Origin of the sequence: Paracoccus marinus (assembly GCF_007018965.1) — a bacterium.
In the GTDB taxonomy this organism is placed as follows: Bacteria; Pseudomonadota; Alphaproteobacteria; order Rhodobacterales; family Rhodobacteraceae; genus Paracoccus; species Paracoccus marinus.
Genome location: NZ_VJYZ01000025.1, coordinates 1 through 17,729 on the forward strand (window position 1 = coordinate 1; position 17,729 = coordinate 17,729).

The 17,729-nt window shown below is 68.3% G+C and carries 20 protein-coding genes and 1 riboswitch; of the genes, 12 read left to right on the top strand and 8 right to left on the bottom strand.

The features are described from left to right. Positions 1-35: 35 nt before the first annotated feature. A complete protein-coding gene (locus FNF32_RS11490; protein ID WP_131673870.1) occupies positions 36-248 on the bottom strand; it encodes a hypothetical protein in 213 nt (70 codons plus the stop codon). Between the two features lie 174 nt (positions 249-422). Between FNF32_RS11490 and ihfB the strand changes: the two genes are divergently transcribed. The 5 genes from ihfB to trpB all read left to right on the top strand — a co-directional run bounded on the left by ihfB (position 423) and on the right by trpB (position 3,684). Then, positions 423-707: an integration host factor subunit beta gene (ihfB, locus tag FNF32_RS11495; protein ID WP_131673869.1), complete on the top strand. Its 285-nt coding sequence runs from the start codon at positions 423-425 to the stop codon at positions 705-707. Between the two features lie 150 nt (positions 708-857). Next, entirely contained in the window at positions 858-1,310 is a 453-nt protein-coding gene (locus tag FNF32_RS11500) for a lipopolysaccharide assembly protein LapA domain-containing protein (RefSeq protein ID WP_131673868.1), read from the top strand. Next, positions 1,307-1,999, top strand: coding sequence for a phosphoribosylanthranilate isomerase (locus FNF32_RS11505; RefSeq protein ID WP_131673867.1), 693 nt, complete (start codon positions 1,307-1,309; stop codon positions 1,997-1,999). The genes FNF32_RS11500 and FNF32_RS11505 overlap by 4 nt, the downstream gene beginning before the upstream one ends. A gap of 44 nt (positions 2,000-2,043) precedes the next feature. After that, on the top strand, positions 2,044-2,436 hold the full coding sequence (locus tag FNF32_RS11510) for a GNAT family N-acetyltransferase (RefSeq protein WP_131673875.1): 393 nt from the start codon (positions 2,044-2,046) through the stop codon (positions 2,434-2,436). 21 nt (positions 2,437-2,457) lie between these two features. After that, the gene (gene trpB, locus FNF32_RS11515; RefSeq protein ID WP_131673866.1) at positions 2,458-3,684 is read left to right on the top strand and encodes a tryptophan synthase subunit beta; all 1,227 of its coding nucleotides are present in this window, start codon (positions 2,458-2,460) and stop codon (positions 3,682-3,684) included. A gap of 12 nt (positions 3,685-3,696) precedes the next feature. Here the strand turns inward: trpB and FNF32_RS11520 are convergent, their stop codons facing one another. From FNF32_RS11520 to pth, 3 genes are read right to left on the bottom strand one after another with little or no spacing between them, the layout of a single operon-like run. Continuing rightward, positions 3,697-4,323 (bottom strand): DUF4893 domain-containing protein, encoded by a 627-nt coding sequence (locus tag FNF32_RS11520; RefSeq protein ID WP_131673865.1) that lies wholly within the window; start codon positions 4,321-4,323, stop codon positions 3,697-3,699. 36 nt (positions 4,324-4,359) lie between these two features. Next, complete coding sequence (locus FNF32_RS11525) at positions 4,360-4,761, bottom strand: DUF2237 family protein (RefSeq protein WP_131673864.1); 402 nt, start codon at positions 4,759-4,761, stop codon at positions 4,360-4,362. Then, positions 4,761-5,477 carry an aminoacyl-tRNA hydrolase gene (pth, locus tag FNF32_RS11530; protein ID WP_131673863.1) on the bottom strand — a complete coding sequence of 239 codons (717 nt, stop codon included), beginning with the start codon at positions 5,475-5,477 and terminating at the stop codon, positions 4,761-4,763. The genes FNF32_RS11525 and pth overlap by 1 nt, the downstream gene beginning before the upstream one ends. A gap of 144 nt (positions 5,478-5,621) precedes the next feature. Here pth and FNF32_RS11535 point away from each other — a divergent pair, with 144 nt between their 5' ends. From FNF32_RS11535 to comJ, 3 genes are all read left to right on the top strand, one after another. Then, a complete protein-coding gene (locus FNF32_RS11535; protein WP_131673862.1) occupies positions 5,622-6,251 on the top strand; it encodes an ATP-dependent Clp protease proteolytic subunit in 630 nt (209 codons plus the stop codon). A gap of 159 nt (positions 6,252-6,410) precedes the next feature. Next, positions 6,411-7,673 carry an ATP-dependent Clp protease ATP-binding subunit ClpX gene (clpX, locus tag FNF32_RS11540; RefSeq protein WP_131673861.1) on the top strand — a complete coding sequence of 421 codons (1,263 nt, stop codon included), beginning with the start codon at positions 6,411-6,413 and terminating at the stop codon, positions 7,671-7,673. A gap of 106 nt (positions 7,674-7,779) precedes the next feature. Continuing rightward, positions 7,780-8,181 carry a competence protein ComJ gene (comJ, locus tag FNF32_RS11545; protein WP_131673860.1) on the top strand — a complete coding sequence of 134 codons (402 nt, stop codon included), beginning with the start codon at positions 7,780-7,782 and terminating at the stop codon, positions 8,179-8,181. 179 nt (positions 8,182-8,360) lie between these two features. Here the strand turns inward: comJ and FNF32_RS11550 are convergent, their stop codons facing one another. Genes FNF32_RS11550 through FNF32_RS11560 form a run of 3 tightly spaced genes read right to left on the bottom strand, consistent with a single transcriptional unit; the run spans position 8,361 to position 13,053 of the window. Then, a complete protein-coding gene (locus FNF32_RS11550; RefSeq protein WP_131673859.1) occupies positions 8,361-9,641 on the bottom strand; it encodes a cytochrome c in 1,281 nt (426 codons plus the stop codon). Continuing rightward, positions 9,641-10,246, bottom strand: coding sequence for a (2Fe-2S)-binding protein (locus FNF32_RS11555; protein WP_131673858.1), 606 nt, complete (start codon positions 10,244-10,246; stop codon positions 9,641-9,643). Before FNF32_RS11555 ends, FNF32_RS11550 begins: the two co-directional genes overlap by 1 nt. After that, on the bottom strand, positions 10,246-13,053 hold the full coding sequence (locus tag FNF32_RS11560) for a xanthine dehydrogenase family protein molybdopterin-binding subunit (RefSeq protein ID WP_131673857.1): 2,808 nt from the start codon (positions 13,051-13,053) through the stop codon (positions 10,246-10,248). Before FNF32_RS11560 ends, FNF32_RS11555 begins: the two co-directional genes overlap by 1 nt. A gap of 294 nt (positions 13,054-13,347) precedes the next feature. Continuing rightward, a riboswitch (glycine riboswitch) is annotated at positions 13,348-13,439 on the top strand. A 43-nt stretch (positions 13,440-13,482) separates the two neighbouring features. Between FNF32_RS11560 and FNF32_RS11565 the strand changes: the two genes are divergently transcribed. Continuing rightward, complete coding sequence (locus FNF32_RS11565; RefSeq protein ID WP_131673856.1) at positions 13,483-14,739, top strand: D-amino acid dehydrogenase; 1,257 nt, start codon at positions 13,483-13,485, stop codon at positions 14,737-14,739. Positions 14,740-14,811: 72 nt separating this feature from the next. Here the strand turns inward: FNF32_RS11565 and FNF32_RS11570 are convergent, their stop codons facing one another. Continuing rightward, a complete protein-coding gene (locus FNF32_RS11570; protein ID WP_131673855.1) occupies positions 14,812-15,285 on the bottom strand; it encodes an Lrp/AsnC family transcriptional regulator in 474 nt (157 codons plus the stop codon). A 223-nt stretch (positions 15,286-15,508) separates the two neighbouring features. Between FNF32_RS11570 and FNF32_RS11575 the strand changes: the two genes are divergently transcribed. From FNF32_RS11575 to FNF32_RS11585, 3 genes are all read left to right on the top strand, one after another. Further along, positions 15,509-15,961, top strand: coding sequence for an Rrf2 family transcriptional regulator (locus FNF32_RS11575; RefSeq protein ID WP_131673854.1), 453 nt, complete (start codon positions 15,509-15,511; stop codon positions 15,959-15,961). Between the two features lie 197 nt (positions 15,962-16,158). Beyond that, positions 16,159-16,488: a hypothetical protein gene (locus tag FNF32_RS11580; protein WP_131673853.1), complete on the top strand. Its 330-nt coding sequence runs from the start codon at positions 16,159-16,161 to the stop codon at positions 16,486-16,488. Positions 16,489-16,742: 254 nt separating this feature from the next. Then, positions 16,743-17,690 (top strand): sulfate ABC transporter substrate-binding protein, encoded by a 948-nt coding sequence (locus tag FNF32_RS11585; protein WP_246087811.1) that lies wholly within the window; start codon positions 16,743-16,745, stop codon positions 17,688-17,690. The last annotated feature ends 39 nt before the right edge of the window (positions 17,691-17,729 follow it).

A 17,729-nucleotide genomic window follows, 5' to 3' on the forward strand; every position in this document is an offset into this window, starting at 1 on the left:
CTCCGCCCCATGCCCACCCGCGGAGAATGGACCGATCAGATCAGCAGCGGCAGGAGGAGAGCGCCGTGGCGCTTACAGCTTTCGACGAAGCAGAGCAATTTTCTGACGACGGATAGCCTGAAGCAGGAGACCGTGAGAAGGCTGGCGTGGAGGCTGGGCGTTTCGAGCAGCGGTAAAGGATACCCGTGCCGTGTTCCGGTCACGCGCAGTTCCTGCCCGAGAGCGCGCTGGCCCGCGAATACATCCATGCGAGCTGAGGCATGTAGGTGTCCTTACCTGACGATGACCGGCGAGGAGTATACTGCGTCGCGAACGGAATCTTGGCTTGCAACTATTTGGCATCGTTGGCGTTCCCTGTCACATGCATGGCGGCCCCCTCGGGGTTGCCGAGCACGGGGCTTGCCGCGCACGCAGGGGTTCAGATGATCCGGTCCGAATTGATCCAGAAGATTGCCGACGAGAACCCCCACCTGATCCAGCGTGACGTTGAGAAGATCGTAGGCACCGTGTTCGAGGAGGTGATCGCCGCCATGGCGCGCGGCGACCGGGTCGAGTTGCGGGGCTTCGGCGCGTTCTCGGTCAAGCAGCGCGACGCGCGGCAGGGCCGCAACCCGCGCACCGGCGACATGGTGCAGGTGGAACAGAAGCACGTCCCGTTCTTCAAGACGGGCAAGCTGCTGCGCGACCGGCTCAACCCCGACGACTGAGGGCGGGCAGCCGTCATACGCGCCCACCGGCCTGGCTTCGGGGCGGTTGCGAGCGGCGGCGCGATGGGCCAGATTGCGCCCGACGCCGCCCCGCCGTCCGGTTCGCCGCACCGCGCGGGCCCGTGGCCGCCGACCCGATAGGAGCCTTTGATGCGAACCCTGCGCCTGCTGCTCGTGACCCTGCTGGGCCTGATCCTGATCTGCATCGCGCTGGCGAACCGCACGTCGGTCACGGTCAGCCTGGTCCCGCGCACGGTGGCAGAGTTCGCGGGCGGTCGCTGGTCGGCCTCGATGCCGCTGTTCCTGCTGATCTTCCTCGCGCTGGCCCTGGGCATGGTGCTGGGGATCGTGGTCGAATGGATGCGGGAATCGCATTACCGCAACCTCGCCGCCGCCCGGCAGCGCGACCTGGCGGCCCGCCAGCGCGCGGGCGATGTCGTCGTGACCCGCACCGGCGCGGTCGCGCCCCGCGACGAAGTGCTGGCGATCCTCGACGCGCCCAAGGCGCCGCGCCCGCAAACGACCGCCGGGCTGCCGGTTCCAGGCACCGCAACGGCGCAACTGCCGGTGCCCGCGTCCGCCACGGCCGTCGCCCGCCCGTGAACGGACGCCCCGAAACGGCCGTCAAGATCTGCGGGCTGCGGACGGCGGCCGACATCGAGGCGGCGGCACAGGTAGGCGCGCGCTATGCGGGCTTCGTGTTCTTCCCGCGCTCGCCCCGCAACCTCTCGGTGGACGAAGCCGCGGCGCTTGCGCTGGCCGCACCGGACGGGATCGCTCGGGTGGGCCTGTTCGTGAACCCCACCGACGCCGACCTCGATCATGTCCTCGCGTCCGTGGCCCTCGACATCGTGCAGCTGCACGGGGCCGAACCGCCCGCCCGCGTGGCCGAGGTCCGCGCCCGCACCGGCCTGCCGGTGATGAAGGCGGTGGGCGTCGCGGGCCCCGGCGACTTGCCCGCGCTGACCGACTACGGTATTGTCGCCGACATCCTGCTGATCGACGCCAAGCCGCCGAAGGATGCGGCCCTGCCGGGCGGAAACGGCCTTGCCTTCGACTGGTCGCTTCTTGCCGGGCGCCGGTTCCTGCGGCCGTGGATGCTTGCCGGCGGCCTGACACCCGGCAACGTGGCCGAGGCGATCCGGCTGACCCGCGCGCCCGCCGTGGACGTCAGTTCCGGCGTCGAAAGCGCGCCGGGGGTCAAGGATGCGGGGCTGATCCGCGACTTCGTCGCCGCCGCCACCGGCGCGACCGCCACCAGGGGCACAACCGCCCCGGACGCCAGGCGGTGATCTGGCGCGAGGCCACCCGCGACGACGTGCCCGCGATCGTGGCCATGCTCGCCGCCGACTCGCTCGGGGCATCGCGCGAGGTCGCGGACCCCGCCGCCTATCTCGCCGCCTTCGACGCGATGGCGGCCGAGGGAGCGAACCTGCAGATCGTGGCCGAGGACGGCGGGCGCGTCATCGCCTGCTACCAGATCACCTTCATCTCGGGCCTGTCGCTGCAGGGCACCCGACGCGCGCTGGTCGAAGGCGTCCGCGTCGCGCCCGAACTGCGTGGGCAAGGCGTCGGCGCGCAGATGTTCGCTGATGCCGAAGCGCGCGCCCGCGCCGCCGGCTGCCGGGTCATGCAGCTGACCACCAACGCCGCCCGCACCGATGCGCACCGCTTCTACGACAGGCTCGGGTTTACCGCGTCCCATGTCGGGTTTAAGAAAACGCTCTGACCCTGCCGACAGGAGCGTGCGATGGCCGACGATCTGCTGAACAGCTACATGAGCGGCCCCGACGAGCAGGGCCGCTTCGGCATCTTCGGCGGCCGCTTCGTCAGCGAGACGCTGATGCCGCTGATCCTCGACCTGCAGGCGGAATACGAGAAGGCGAAAACCGATCCCGCCTTCGCCGCCGAGATGGAGGATCTGCAGGTCAACTACGTCGGCCGCCCCTCGCCGCTTTACAAGGCCGAGCGGCTGACCGAACGGCTTGGCGGCGCCACGGTGTATTTCAAGCGCGAAGAGCTGAACCACACCGGCAGCCACAAGGTGAACAACGTGCTGGGCCAGATCCTGCTGGCGCGGCGGATGGGCAAGACCCGGATCATCGCCGAGACCGGCGCCGGCCAGCACGGGGTCGCGACCGCGACCGTCTGCGCGCGCTTCGGGCTGAAATGCGTCGTCTACATGGGCGCGCACGACGTCGAGCGCCAGCAGCCCAACGTGTTCCGCATGCGGCTGCTGGGGGCCGAGGTGATCGCCGTTCGGTCTGGCCGGGGCACGCTGAAGGACGCGATGAACGACGCCATGCGCGACTGGGTCACCAACGTCCACGACACCTTCTACTGCATCGGCACGGTGGCGGGCCCCCACCCCTACCCGGCGATGGTCCGCGACTTCCAGTCGATCATCGGGCGCGAGACCAGAACCCAGATCATGGCCGCCGAAGGCCGCCTGCCCGACACGATCATCGCCGCGATCGGCGGCGGCTCGAACGCGATGGGCCTGTTCCACCCGTTCCTCGACGACTCGTCGGTCCGCATCATCGGCGTCGAGGCGGGCGGCAAGGGCGTGGATGCGCGGATGGAACACTGCGCGAGCCTGTCGGGCGGCCGCCCCGGCGTCCTGCACGGCAACCGCACCTTCCTGTTGCAGGACGACGACGGCCAGATCCTGGAAGGCAGCTCGATCAGCGCGGGCCTCGACTATCCCGGGATCGGGCCGGAACACGCCTGGCTTCACGACGTGGGCCGGGCCGAATACGTGGCCATCACCGACGACGAGGCGCTGGCGGCCTTTACCCTGTGCTGCGAGACCGAGGGGATCATCCCCGCGCTGGAACCCTGCCACGCGCTTGCCCACATCGCCAAGATCGCGCCCGCGCTGCCGCCCGAGCACCTGATCGTGCTGAACCTGTCGGGCCGCGGCGACAAGGACATCTTCACCGTCGCCCGCCACCTGGGGGTCGAGATCACGGCCTGACGGCGTGCCCGCTCAGCGGGTCAGCGTCAGGACGTTCAGGATCGACTCGCGATAGGGCTGCGGGAACAGGATCCGGGCGCTGTCGGGGCCGGTGACCTCGAACACGCCAACGTCGGGCAGGGTTTCGCCCGCCGAGGTGTCCACGACCTCGGGGAAATCCGCGTAATCCATCGGCTGTTCCCCGGCGACGAAGGTCGAGCCGAGATAGACCCAGCGCCCGTCCGCAAGTTGCAGCGTGCCGCGCGTGCGCTGCGATCCGGTGAGCTTGTCGAAGGTCAGGCGGCCGACATCCGCCGCGATCCGGCAGCGGAACGGCGGATAGCCGACCGCGGGCAGCAGCCCGCCGATCTTGGTCATGCTGCACTTCCAGTCGCCAGTCAGGTCTGCCGCGGCCACGTCTTCGGCAGGCTGGGCCAAGCCCGTCAACGCAAGCCTCGCCAGCGCCAATTGGGCCGCATCACCCTCGACGACCAGCTGGCGCAAGGCCGTGCCGGTCGCTGCGTCGAGGTTCGCAAGCCGCTCCGCATCCGCCTGGCGGATGGTCGGTGCGGGTGCCGACTGTGCAAGGGCAGCACTTGGAAGGGCAGCACTTGGAATGGCGGTCGCCAGCAGGGCGGCGACGAAGATCGGGCGGGTCATGGCAGGCTCCTTTCCGCCGGGACGGGATCACGGGGATCAGCCCCCGGTCACCCCGTCCCCGTTGCGGGTCTGGCCGTCAACGGCGTGCGCCCGCAGCAGTTCCAGCGGCACCACCCGCGTCGCGGCGCTGTGCGTCGCCGAAAGGACGACCCGCGGCGCCGCGAATTCCTGCGCCGCCTGCAGGAACCGGCTCGCGCACAGGCACCAGCGGTCGCCCGGCTTCAGCCCGGCGAAGCGGTATTCGGGGCGCGGCGTGGACAGGTCGTTGCCGAGATATTTCGAGAACGCGAGGAACTCCGCCGTCAGGATCACGCAGACGGTGTGGCTGCCGACATCCTCGGGGCCGGTGTCGCAGCAGCCGTTGCGATAGAACCCGGTCATCGGATCGGTCGAGCAGCTTTCAAGCGGCCCGCCCAGGACGTTCAGCGACGGCTCCATCACGACTTGCCCCCGAACATCGCGCGAAGGGCGTCGAGCTTTCCTTCCAGGTCGGCGGGGCGGTCCGCCTGTGTTTGCGCCACGGGCGCGGGCTTCGGCGGTCTTGCCTCGGGCGCAGCCGCTGGCCGCGCGGTCCCGCTGTTTCTCGCCGGCTGCGTCCGCGCCGCGACCGCCGTCATGAACCGCCCGTCGTCGCGCGCGGCCAGCGCAGGCGCGCCGTCCGAAACGCCCCGGATCAGGTCGTCCAGCCACGCGCCATCCGCCTTGGCGAAGTCCGACAGGACATAACCCGCGACCCGGTCCTTGTGCCCGGGATGGCCGATCCCCAGCCGCACCCGTCGATACGCCTCGCCCACATGCTGGTGGATCGAGCGCAGGCCGTTATGGCCCGCGTGCCCGCCCCCGGTCTTGACCCGGCACTTGCCGGGGGCAAGGTCCAGCTCGTCATGCAGCACGACGATGTCGGCGGGATCGAGCTTAAGGTAGCGCATCGCCTCGCCCACCGACTGCCCGCTGAGGTTCATGAAGGTCTGAGGCTTCAGCGCCACGACCTTTTCGTCGCCCAGCCGCCCCTCGGCGACCAGCCCCTGGAACCGCGCCCGCCACGGCGAAAACCCGTGATCGGCGGCGATCCGGTCGATCGCCATCCAGCCGATATTGTGGCGGTTGCCCGCATATTGCGCGCCCGGGTTGCCCAGTCCGACGATCAGCTGCACCGGCCCACCTTTCCCTGCAATTCGACCCATCCCTTGCAGGTGGCCTCGCGCGTTACTAAGACTCTGTCAACCTTTCGCCCGTAAAGACGGTGGACGGGCAGGACCGCGGGCGGGTGCCCGCGATGGACGATCACAGGGGCTTCGATGCACGATCCGCAAGAATTCTACATGAACACGCTCGTCCCGATGGTGGTGGAACAGACCAGCCGGGGCGAACGCGCCTACGACATCTTCTCGCGCCTGCTCAAGGAACGCATCATCTTCGTGTCGGGGCCGGTCCACGACGGCATGTCGACGCTGATCTCGGCCCAGCTGCTTTTCCTTGAGGCGGAGAACCCGTCCAAGGACATCAGCATGTACATCAACAGCCCCGGCGGCGTTGTGACGGCGGGGCTGTCGATCTACGACACGATGCAGTACGTGCGCCCGCGCATCTCGACCCTAGTGATCGGGCAGGCCGCGTCGATGGGCGCGCTGCTGCTGGCGGGCGGCGAAAAGGGCTCGCGCTTCTCGCTGCCCAACAGCCGGATCATGGTCCACCAGCCCTCGGGCGGGTTCCGCGGCAACGCGACCGACCTGCTGATCCACGCCGAGGAAACCCACAAGCTCAAGCACCGCATGAACGAAATCTACGTCGAACATACCGGCCGCACCCTGGACGAGGTCGAGCGCGCGCTTGACCGCGACCGCTTCATGTCGCCGCAAGAGGCCAAGGAGTTCGGGCTGATCGACGAGATCCTGGAAAACCGCGGCAAGGCCGTTCCCGACAGCTGATCGCGGTCCCGTGACGCGCGGTCGCTTGCCGGCCGGGGTTTCGGGATTGTGACGACGATGCGCGGCCCTTAAGATGGGCCGACCCGCGGGTGCGGCGCTTGCCGCCCCCGACCCTGCCGGCCCCTTCGGGTCGCAGTGACGAAGGACGAGGATCCGACCATGGCCAACCAGCCCGGCAGCGACAGCAAGAACACGCTCTATTGCAGCTTCTGCGGGAAAAGCCAGCACGAGGTGCGCAAGCTGATTGCGGGCCCGACCGTGTTCATCTGCGACGAATGCGTCGAACTGTGCATGGACATCATTCGCGAGGAAACGAAGTCGTCGGGCCTGAAATCCGGCGAGGGCGTGCCGACCCCGCGCGAGATCATGGCCGTGCTGGACGATTACGTCATCGGCCAGGAACACGCCAAGCGGGTCCTGTCAGTCGCGGTCCACAACCACTACAAGCGCCTGAACCACGGCTCCAAGGCCGACATGGAGCTGGCGAAGTCGAACATCCTGCTGATCGGCCCGACCGGGACCGGCAAGACGCTGCTGGCACAGACGCTGGCGCGGATTCTCGACGTGCCGTTCACCATGGCCGACGCGACCACACTGACCGAGGCGGGCTATGTCGGCGAGGATGTGGAAAACATCATCCTCAAGCTGCTGCAGGCGTCGGAATACAACGTCGAGCGGGCGCAGCGCGGCATCGTCTACATCGACGAGGTCGACAAGATCACCCGCAAGTCGGACAACCCCTCGATCACCCGCGACGTGTCGGGCGAGGGCGTCCAGCAGGCGCTGCTGAAGATCATGGAAGGCACCGTCGCCAGCGTTCCCCCGCAAGGCGGGCGCAAGCATCCGCAGCAGGAATTCCTGCAGGTGGACACGACCAACATCCTGTTCATCTGCGGCGGCGCCTTTGCCGGTCTGGAACGCATCATCGCGCAGCGCAACAAGGGCACGGCGATGGGCTTCGGCGCGACGGTCAAGGACAACGACGATCGCGGCGTGGGCGAGATGTTCAAGGAACTGGAGCCCGAGGACCTGCTGAAGTTCGGCCTGATCCCCGAATTCGTCGGCCGCCTGCCGGTGATCGCCACGCTGACCGATCTGGACGAAGAAGCGCTGATGATCATCCTCACCCAGCCGAAGAACGCGCTGGTCAAGCAGTACCAGCGGCTGTTCGATCTTGAGGACGTGAAGCTGACCTTCACCGACGACGCGCTCAAGGCGATCGCCAAGCGCGCCATCAAGCGCAAGACCGGCGCGCGCGGCCTGCGCTCGATCATGGAGGACATCCTGCTGGACACGATGTTCGAACTGCCCGGCCTCGACAGCGTGGACGAGGTAGTCGTGAACGAGGAAGCGGTGGACAACCCGGCGGCCAAGCCGCTGCTGATCCACGCCGAGCCGAAGAAGGAAGTTTCGGCAGGCTGATTTCCCCTGACGGCATTCATGAAGCGCGGCTTGACGGCCGCGCTTTTTGCAGCCGGCACGGCGAACCCGGCTTGACCGATACTGCCGACGCACGTTTCCTGACGGCATGAACAGGATCGCCTTCGGTCTCGCCGTCTCGCACGCGCAAGTCAGCGTGTTCGATCTATCGTTCGCGGACTTTCCGATCTGGACGGATGCGGATGTCGCACGCGGCTTCGTATCGCACCAAAGCCACGTTGCCATCGGGCTGCCCGACTGCGTCGCAGTCCACGTCATCTTTGCGCTGCATGGAGGCGCCCTGTCGAGCGATAGAGCGAATGAAGTGCCGCTCCACGCCCGATCCGACCGCATCATGATCGCGTCCGTGCCTGACGAGCGCGAACTGAACGTCCGTCCCGGCAGCTACTTACTAAGGTTTGAGATCACCGACCACGCGGCCGAAATCCCGACCATGCGCCTCGATCTCGCCCCCTTAGGCCAGGGCGGTTCCGGTCACGTCCCCATATAGCTCAACCTGTACCCCAGCGCCTCGGCCAGATGAGGCGGTGGATCGTTTTGCGCGGTCATGGGTTCGGACTGATCGCCCGCGCCGCTCTCTCAGGTGATCGTCCGCGCGGGGCGGTCAAGCTCCGCGACCGATCCAGGCGCGGCCCGCTTATAGCGCCATGCCACGCACCCACAACCTCGTCAGTGCGCCGGCCCCGCCTTGATCAGCTTCTGCATATCCGCAGCCGTCAGCACCTCCGACCGGCCGCCCCACTGCTGGCGCAGGTAGTTCACCAACTCGGCCAGCTGCTGGTCGCTCAGCTGCGCGGCGTAGCCGGGCATGCGCTGCATCCGCTCGCCGTGGGCAAGCTCCTGCGGGGCGATCCCTTCGCGGATAACCCGGACCAGGTTCAGCGGGTCGTCCATCATGGCGGTGGTGTTGGTCGCTAGCGGCACCGACGAGTGGGGCTGCCCCTGGCCGTTGGTCCCGTGGCAGCCCGCGCACAGGCCGAGGTAATGCAGCCGCCCCGCCGGATCGGGCGAGACCGCCGCCGGCAGCGCGGCCGCCGCGCGGCCCTGACCGCCAAGCAGGTAGGTCGAGATGGCGGTCAGCGACGCGTCGTCCATGTGGCTGGTCGATTGCTGCAGGACCGGCAACATCGTCAGCGTGGGCACGCCCTGCGGCGACACGCCGCGATGCAGGAAGGCGATCAGGTCGTCGGGGTTCCAGCCGCGCCGCACCATCGAATTTTGCTGGAGATCGGGCGCATAGGCGCCTTCCAGCACCTGGCCGCCAAGGGCCGGCTCGGTCATCGCGAAGGCGAGGTTCCGGGGCGTGTGGCATTCGCCGCAGTGGCCCAGCACATCGACCAGATAGCGGCCGCGGGCGCGGTCGGGCGCCTCGCCCTCGGCCGGGGCAAAGGGCTGCGCGTCGGGCCGGAACAGCGCGTTCCACAAGGACAGCGCCGGCCGCACGTTGAAGGGGAACATTAGGTCGGGGCGGCGGCTCGGTTTCTCGACCGGGCGCTGCGCCATCAGCCATGCGTAAAGCGCGTCGGAATCCGCGCGGGTGATCGCGTGGTAGCTGACATAGGGCATCGCCGGGTAAAGGTTCCGGCCCCCCGGCGCCACGCCCCAGGCGACCGCGCGGTACAGGTCGTCCGCGCTCCACTCGCCGATGCCGTGTTCGCGCGAGGGCGAGATGTTGGTGCCGTACAGCGTCCCCATCGGCAGGTGCATGGGATAGCCGCCGCCCAGCTCCGATCCGCCTTCGGGATCAAGGTGGCAGGCCACGCAGTCGGCATCGCGCGCGACCTCGGCCCCGCGCGCCACCAGCGCGGCACGGTCAGGCGCCGCGAGGGCGGCGAAATCGACGGTGGCGGGCGGCAGCGGGGCCAGCCGGGTGCCCTTCCAGTAAAGCAGGCCGGTGACGATCAATGCCAGCAGGACGGCGATGGCGAGGTAGCGCAGCAGACGGACCATCAGCCACGCCCCCCGGCTGCCGGACCTGCGGCCGCGGTGACCGCGGGCTCGGGATCGCCGGTGGTGAGGCCGGGAGTGTTCAGCACCACGTCGCGCACCGCGCCGAGATAGCGGACATAGCCGGTGCAGCGGCAGATGTTCTCGTTCATCGCGGCAAGCACCGTATCCTCGACCTGATCGCGCGGGACCGGCGCCCGCTCAAGCCGTTCGACCAGCGCCTGCGCCGAGATGACGAAGCCGGGCGTGCAGAAGCTGCACTGAAACGAGAAATGATCAAGGAACGCCTGCTGGATGGCCGAGGGCACGGGATTGCCCTGCCCGTCATCGCCCGCCATCCCTTCGATGGTGCGGATGGACTTGCCGCTGGCATAGGCCGCGCCGGTCACGCAGGCCGGCAGCGGCGTCAGCGCGGCGGCGCTGCCCGCCACCCCGTCGTCGATCAGCACCGAACAGGCGCGGCACACCCCCTGCCCACAGGCGACGCGGGTGCCGGTGAGGCCGAGATATTCGTGCAGAAGCTCGGTCAGCATCAGGTCGGCCGGGATGTCCAGCGGCCCGACCTTCTGCCCGTTGACGGTCGCCTCGAATGTGATCCGGTCGGCCATCACAGCAACTCCCTGATGCGCTCGGGTGTGAAGGGGGTGCGGTAAAGCCGCTTGCCCGTGGCGTGGGCGATGGCATTGCCGCAGGCGGCGACGACGGGGATCATCACGACCTCGGCCATGCCCTTGGGTGGATCCTGCTCGGACAGCGCCGGCAGGACGTGACCGGTCTGGGTCCACACGGCAACGTCGGCCGCGCGCGGCAGGAGGTAGCGGCTGAGGCCCCACTTGCCGTTCCCCGGCCCTTCGGGGCCAAGCGGCAGATCCTCGTAAAGCGCGTGGCCGATGCCCATCGCGATGCCCCCCTGCATCTGGCCCGAAACGAGTTCCGGCACGATCTGGGTGCCGCATTCCAGCCAGGACTTGTGCGACAACAGCCGCGCCTCGCCCGATCCGGTGGCGACCGACATCTCGACCATCGTCGCGCAGGGGGCGTAGTAGACGGTGCCCGCGTTGTTGCGCTGGACCGGCGGATACAGCACCCGCAGCCGCGGGATGAACGCATAGCCGCCGGCGGTCATCGCGGCCTTGCGATCGGGCGGCGCGCCGTCGCCATAACGCACAGACAGCGCATCGACGGGCGCGCGGAAGGTCTGGCCGTTGACGTTGAAGTCCGCCTCGGCCCAGGCCCAGCGGTTGAAGGTGTGGACGCAGACGCCGGTGACGAGCCCCATCTGGTGCGCGCGCTCGGCCAGCCGTTCCAGCGACAACGGCTCCATCGAGCGGGCGGTCAGGCGCCCCTCGAACCAGCGCGCGTCGGACAGCTCAAGCGGCTCGGCCAGCGCCTGGCCGCCGTCGCCGCCGCCGGACCAGATCGACAGCGCCGCATCCCACAGCCCCAGCCGCAGCAGCAACTGCGCCGCCTGCTGGGTGGCGTGGGTGAAGTAGTAGGCCGAGTTCGACGCCGACCGTGGCGAGGTGATCCGGGGCACCCATGCGGGGTCCTGCGCCAGCCGGTTTTCCTCTTCCTGCGGGGTGGAATAGGGCTGGTCCTGGGTGTGGACGGGCATCTGCGGCCAGTGCATGACCGAAAACTCGACGTCATCCGCAGGCCGCCCCAGCCACGGCTGGACGACCAGCAGCTGCGCGGTGGTGGACCCGCAGCCGATCTCGGCCGAGACGTGGCGCATCTGCAACCGGCCCTGCGGCGTGATCTCGATCTGCACGATCGCCGCCTCGGCGCCGGTGCCAAAGTCTTTCTGCACGGCCGCGAAGCCGACGCCGTACAGCGTGCCCGGGTTGGCCGCCTCGTATTCGGCCTTGCGGGCGGCGCGGTTCGTCCACAGGGGGTCGTTTTCGGCCAGCGCCAGGATCTCGTCGATACGCAGGTGGCCCGAGGGGACCGCGCCCTGGGTGTTCTTCATCCCCGATTTCAGGACGTTGATGCGGCGCAGCGCGATGGCGTCGCGGCCCGTTTCGGTCGCGATCTCGTCCACAAGCATCTCGGTCGCGGCCATCGACTGCAACGTGCCGTAGCCGCGCATCGACCCGGCGGTGACGTTGACCGAGGGGCGCACCTCGCATTTCAGGTCGCTTTTCGGGAAGTAATAGATCGACTGCGCCGCCGTTACCGCGACCGTTCCGACCGAGGGGCTGAAGTTCATCACCCCGCCGCCATCGCCGATCATCTCGCAGGCGAAGCCCTGGAACACGCCGTCGGCATCGACCGAGATCGTCATGTCCGTCTCGAACGGGTGGCGCTTCAGCGCGAACTGGAAGTGCTGCCAGCGGTCCAGCACCAGCCGCACCGGATTGCCCTGCGCGTAAAGCCCGGCAACCGCGACGTAATAGGGGAAGGGCTGGTGTTCCTTCTGCCCGTAGCCGACCGTGTAGCCGGTCACGAAATCCAGCTTGTTCAGCGCGAACCGGCTGGCCTTGACCATCGCCAGCAGATGTTCAGCGACCGTATAGGGCGACTGGGTGGCGCCGATGACGTTCAGCGCACCGGCCGCGGGGTCGTACCAGGCGAGGCCGTTTTCCGGCTCCATCGCCGCGGGATCGACCGACTGGGATGAGTAATGGCGGGCAAAGACCTGCATGCCGGCCGGCGGTGTCGCGAACTCGGCGTGCAGCTGGGCCGCATGCCGCCGCGCCTGGCCGAACACGGGGTGATCGTCATCGGGCCACTTGATGTCCCTGTCGGTTTCCTCGGGCCAGATGATGTAGTTCTTCATTGGCGAGAACTCGTCCGCGCCGCGCGGGTCGGGACCGGCGATCCGCACGAACTGCGCCCCGCCATAGGACTTGCGCGGCGGCTGCGGCGCCTCGTCGCCCCACACCCAGATCGCGTCGTTGAACTGCAGAAGCTTCCTTGCGGCACGGAAGCGTTCGTAGTCGTGCCAGATCGCCAGCGCGGCGGGCTGGCCCATCATGCCCGGAACCTGCCCGCGAACCGCGAAGAAGCGGCCGTAGAAGTCCGCTTCCTGCATCTCGATCCCGTCGGCGGCGAGACGGGCGTCGTCGATCAGCACGTCGGGTTGCAGCGCGTCGCCCAGCACCGACAGGTCCAGCGCCTGCCACACGCGGTCCGCGCGCGGCAGGTGCAGCGTCATCGCGTGGGATTGCCGGTCAGGCCAGCCCTCGACGTCGCGGGCCCGCATGTCGAGCGAGAACACCTTGGACCCGGTGACCTTGGCCATCCCGTCGCGGCGATAACGCAGCCGGCCACCCTGGAACCACTGCGGATCGCGCCCCACCGCCGACGGCATCATCGCGGCCTCGGCCGGCGCCAGCGGCCGAACGACGGCAATCACCCCAAGCGCCGCGGCGGTCCCCAGGAACTGGCGGCGCGAAATGTCTTTGGCTGGCATGGAACCCCCGTCCCGGCGTGCAACATGCATCATCGATAACGTGGACCGCAGGTGGCTGCAACGCGGCGGAGCGGACTTCGTGACCCGGACGTGAAGCTGGAAGCGAAGGACGACCGGGCCGTCACGGACTAACGGCGATGCAACAAGGCAACCCTCTTGCCGCGCCTGCATAATTTCCTTGCCCGAACCCTCGCCATCCCCGATAAGCCGCCTACGGACTGGACAGGAGAGTCGGGCTTCGCGCCCGCGCCGACGGAGCAACGCCCCGGAATCTCTCAGGCAAAAAGACTGCCAGCCCGATACTCTGGAGAGAGATGCAGCAGCATCCGCCGAAGGAGAAAGCCGCTCGCGGCGATGCTCTCAGGCAAAAGGACAGAGGGGGAATGCGTCCGATCGGGCGTGTTCTAACCTTTGGAACCGGAGCGCAGCATGCATTCCATCGCCGTCATCGGCGCCGGCATTACCGGCGTGACCACCGCCTACGAACTCGCCACGCGCGGCTTCGACGTGACCGTCTACGACCGCAACCGCTATCCGGCGATGGAAACCAGCTTCGCCAATGGCGGCCAGCTGTCCGCGTCGAACGCCGAGGTCTGGAACCACAGCAGCACCGTGCTGAAGGGCCTGGGCTGGATGCTGCGGGCCGACGCGCCCCTGTCGCTCAGCCTGCGGCCGACCTGGCACAAATACAGCTGGCTGGCCGAGTTCCTGGGCAACATCCCGAACTATCGCAGCAACACCGCCAAGACGGCGGCGCTCGCGGTCGCGGCCCGGCAGCGGATGCGCGACATCGCGGCGCAGGAAGGCATCGACTTCGACCGCGACGACGCGGGCATCCTGCATTTCTACGGAACCGAGGCGCAGATGGCCCACGCCCGCCGCGTCTCCGAACTGCTGGCCGAAGGCGGGGTCGAGCGGGTCGAGCTTGACGCGGACGGCGTCCGGCGGCTGGAACCGCGGCTGCGCGGCGACTTCGTCGGCGGCTTTCACACGCCGGGCGACGCGACCGGCGACATCCACCTGTACACCACGGGCCTTGCCCGGGCCTGCACGCGGCTGGGCGTCCGGTTCGAGATGGAATCCGAAGTGCTGGCCGTCGAGAACGGGGCCGACGGACGCCTTCTGCGGTTCCGCGACGGCGAGGGCCGCGTGCGCGATGCGCGGCACGCGGCGATCGTGGTCTGCGCCGGGATCGGCAGCCGCAAGCTGGCCCGTTCGCTGGGCGACCGGCTGAACGTGTATCCGGTCAAGGGCTACTCCATCACCGTCAACCTGCAGGACGCCGCCTCGCAGGAAGGCGCGCCGCGCATCAGCCTTCTGGACGACGCGACCAAGATCGTGACGAGCCGGCTTGGCGAGAACCGCTTCCGCGTTGCGGGCACGGCCGAGTTCGCGGGCGAGAACCGCGACATCCGCGACTGTCGGGTGCAGCCGCTGGTGGCGTGGGTGCGCCGCCACTTCCCCGATGTCTCGACCCGGCATTGCGTCCCGTGGGCGGGCCTGCGGCCGATGCTGCCGTCGATGATGCCGAAGGTCGGCCCCGGCAGGAACCCGGGCGTGTTCTACAACACCGGCCACGGGCACCTGGGCTGGACGCTGTCGTCGGCCACCGCCGAGCTGGTCGCGCAGGCCGTCGAGGCCCAGCTTGGCCGGCGCTCCCGCCCGCACCTGCGCGCGGCCGCCTGAGGCGGTTGCACCGACCGGCATCGCCGGCCATGAACCGGCGCATCCCCGGCCGCGGGGGTGCGCCGGTCGCGTTCAGCGGGTCCGCGTATCGACCGGGTAGACGGACGTGAACTTGGTCCGTTCCATCGCGAAATGCGAGGTCAGGTTCTTGATCGGCACCGCGTCGGTCAGCCGCTTGTAGAGCGCGTCGAACGACGCCATGTCCGCGACCGCGACCCGCAGCAGATAGTCCATCTCGCCAGCCATGCGGTGAACCTCCATGATCTCGGGGATCGCGTCGGTGGCGGCGACAAAGGCCTGACGCCATTCGGCCGAATGGTCCACCGCCTCGATTCCCACGAACACGGTCAGTCCGAATCCCAGCCGGGCCGGATCGGCCAGCGCCACGCGGCCGATCAGCACGCCGCTGTCCTGAAGCTTCTGGATCCGCTTCCAGCAGGGCGTCTGCGAGAGCCCGACCCGTTCGGCGATCTGCGCCACCGGGATCGTCGCATCGCGCATCAGCTCTGCCACGATCTTGCGGTCGATGAGATCGAGTTCGTCCATTTCGCCCCTGCCCGCCCCCTGCTGCCGCACGCCGACAGACGGGCGGGGACACGGCGCCAGAACATGACAGAGACGCGAAAATTGTCTATGTCGTTGATCGTCTATTTACCGCTTTGACAACACGAGAAATTTCAATGACTTGTCCGCCGCCGTCGTCGCGACGGGCACGGTTCCGCCGATGACATTGTTGATTCGCCCAGGTCCGTCTGTTTAGGTTTGGCCCATGATTACCCAGAAGATGAAGTACGCGCTCAAGGCCCTGCTGGCACTTGCGGACGAGGCCGCGCGCGAGCAGCCGCGCGCGCTGACGATCGAGGAGATTGCGGCGCGGTCCGGCGCCCCCAAGCGGTTTCTGGAACATATCCTGCTCGAGGTTCGCAACGCCGGTGTGATCGCGTCGATGCGGGGGCGGTCGGGCGGCTACCGGCTGGCGAAGCCGCCGTCCGAGGTGTCGATCTCGGACCTGTTGCGCCGCATCGACGGGCCGATCGCGCCGCTGCCCTGCCTGTCGCGCAGCGCCTATCAACGCTGCGACGACTGCCGGGACGAGGCGACCTGCCGCATCCGCCGCACCTTTGGCGAGGTGTTCTGGAGCTATCTGCTCATCATCGAGTCGCTGACGCTCGAGGACATGCTGCGGTCGGACACCAAGGTCGAACAGATCTTCGGGACCTGAAGCGCGTGCGGCCGTCCCGTGCAGCGCTGGGCGGCAAACGGTTTCAGCGCCGATTTTCCGCGCTGCAAGCCGTAGAATAATCTTCCATATACACGAGCAACTTTGGCGAGATTAGTTCTTGCTAAACTCGACCTGCGCTGTCGTTATTAAGCCAACGAGCGGCATCCGTCGCCTCGAACGACAACCGGAGGCCGAGAATGAGCTACGCGAACCAGGCTCAGTTCGTCTCGAACCGACTGCCGCTCGGCCACGAGAGCGCGCAGGACGGCGAGGCGATCGCCGACGACGCCGCCCCTCACGGCCGTCTCTGCGCCGTCCACCTGATCGACCGGCGCACGGGTTGCGCGCACCGGATCAACGGCACCCCGCTCATCATCTTCACCCACGATCCGCACGCCGCCCGGGCCGAGCTTCTGGCCGGGCGCGACCCCGCCCTGTGGGACACGCTGATCGAGGCGCTGCCGGCGGCGGTCCGTCCCGCATCTGCCGGCGGGTCCCGCAGCCCCAACCAGAAAGCGCGCGCATGACCGGCCAGATGATGCGGAACCAGCCGATGACGATCATGGGGATGGGCCCGGTCCTGCCCCGCCTGATGACGAACGACAAAAGACCCGCCGACGACGCCACGCGGCGCCCGGCACGACAGGAGAACTTCATGCTGCCCACGACGACCCCTGCCCGCACCCCCCGGCAGGCCGCTGAAGCCGCCGCCGCCCCCCGCAACGGCTGGGCCCTGCCCCGCATCCTGCGCGACGCGCTGCCGGTGCTGGCGCTTGGCCTGATGGCGCTCGGCGCGCCCAAGGCGCAGGCGGAAACGCTGCTCAACGTCAGCTACGACCCGACCCGCGAATTCTATCGCGAGTATAACGAGATCTTCGCCAAGCACTGGCAGGGTCTCGGCCACGACGCGCCGCAGATCGAAACCAGCCACGGCGGCTCGGGCAGCCAGGCGCGCGCGGTGATCGACGGGCTTCAGGCGCAGGTGGTGACGCTGGCGCTCGCGGGCGACATCGACAAGATCGCGGCGGCCGGCAAGCTGCCAGCCGACTGGCAGTCGAAGCTGCCGCACAACTCGTCCCCCTACACCTCGACGATCGTCTTCCTCGTGCGCGAGGGCAATCCCAAGGGGATCAACGACTGGGGCGACCTGGTCCAGGACGGGATCGAGGTCATCACGCCCAATCCCAAGACCTCGGGCGGGGCGCGCTGGAACTACCTCGCCGCCTGGGCCTGGGCGCAGAAGAACGGGCAGGACCCGAAAGAATTCGTGACCAAGCTGTTCAAGAACGTGCCGGTGCTCGACTCGGGCGCGCGCGGGGCCACGACGACCTTCGCCCAACGCGGCATCGGCGACGTGCTGCTGGCCTGGGAAAACGAGGCGTACCTGGCGCTGAACGAACTGGGCGAGGATGAATTCGACATCGTCGCGCCGACGATCTCGATCCGCGCCGAGCCGCCGGTCGCGCTGGTCGAAGGCAATGCCACGACCCCGGAATCGCGCGAGCTGGCGCAGGCCTATCTCGATTTCCTCTACACTCCCGAAGCGCAGGCGCTCGCGTTCAAGCACTTCTATCGCGGCTGGGACACGTCGGCGGCGAACCCCGAGGATGTCGCGCGCTTCCCGCAGATGCAGCTGGTCGGGATCGAGGACTTCGGCGGCTGGGGCAAGGCGCAGCCCGAGCATTTCGGCGACGGCGGCATCTTCGACCAGATCTACGTCCCCAAGTGACGCGATCCGGCCGACACCACGACATGAGCACGAGGTAGC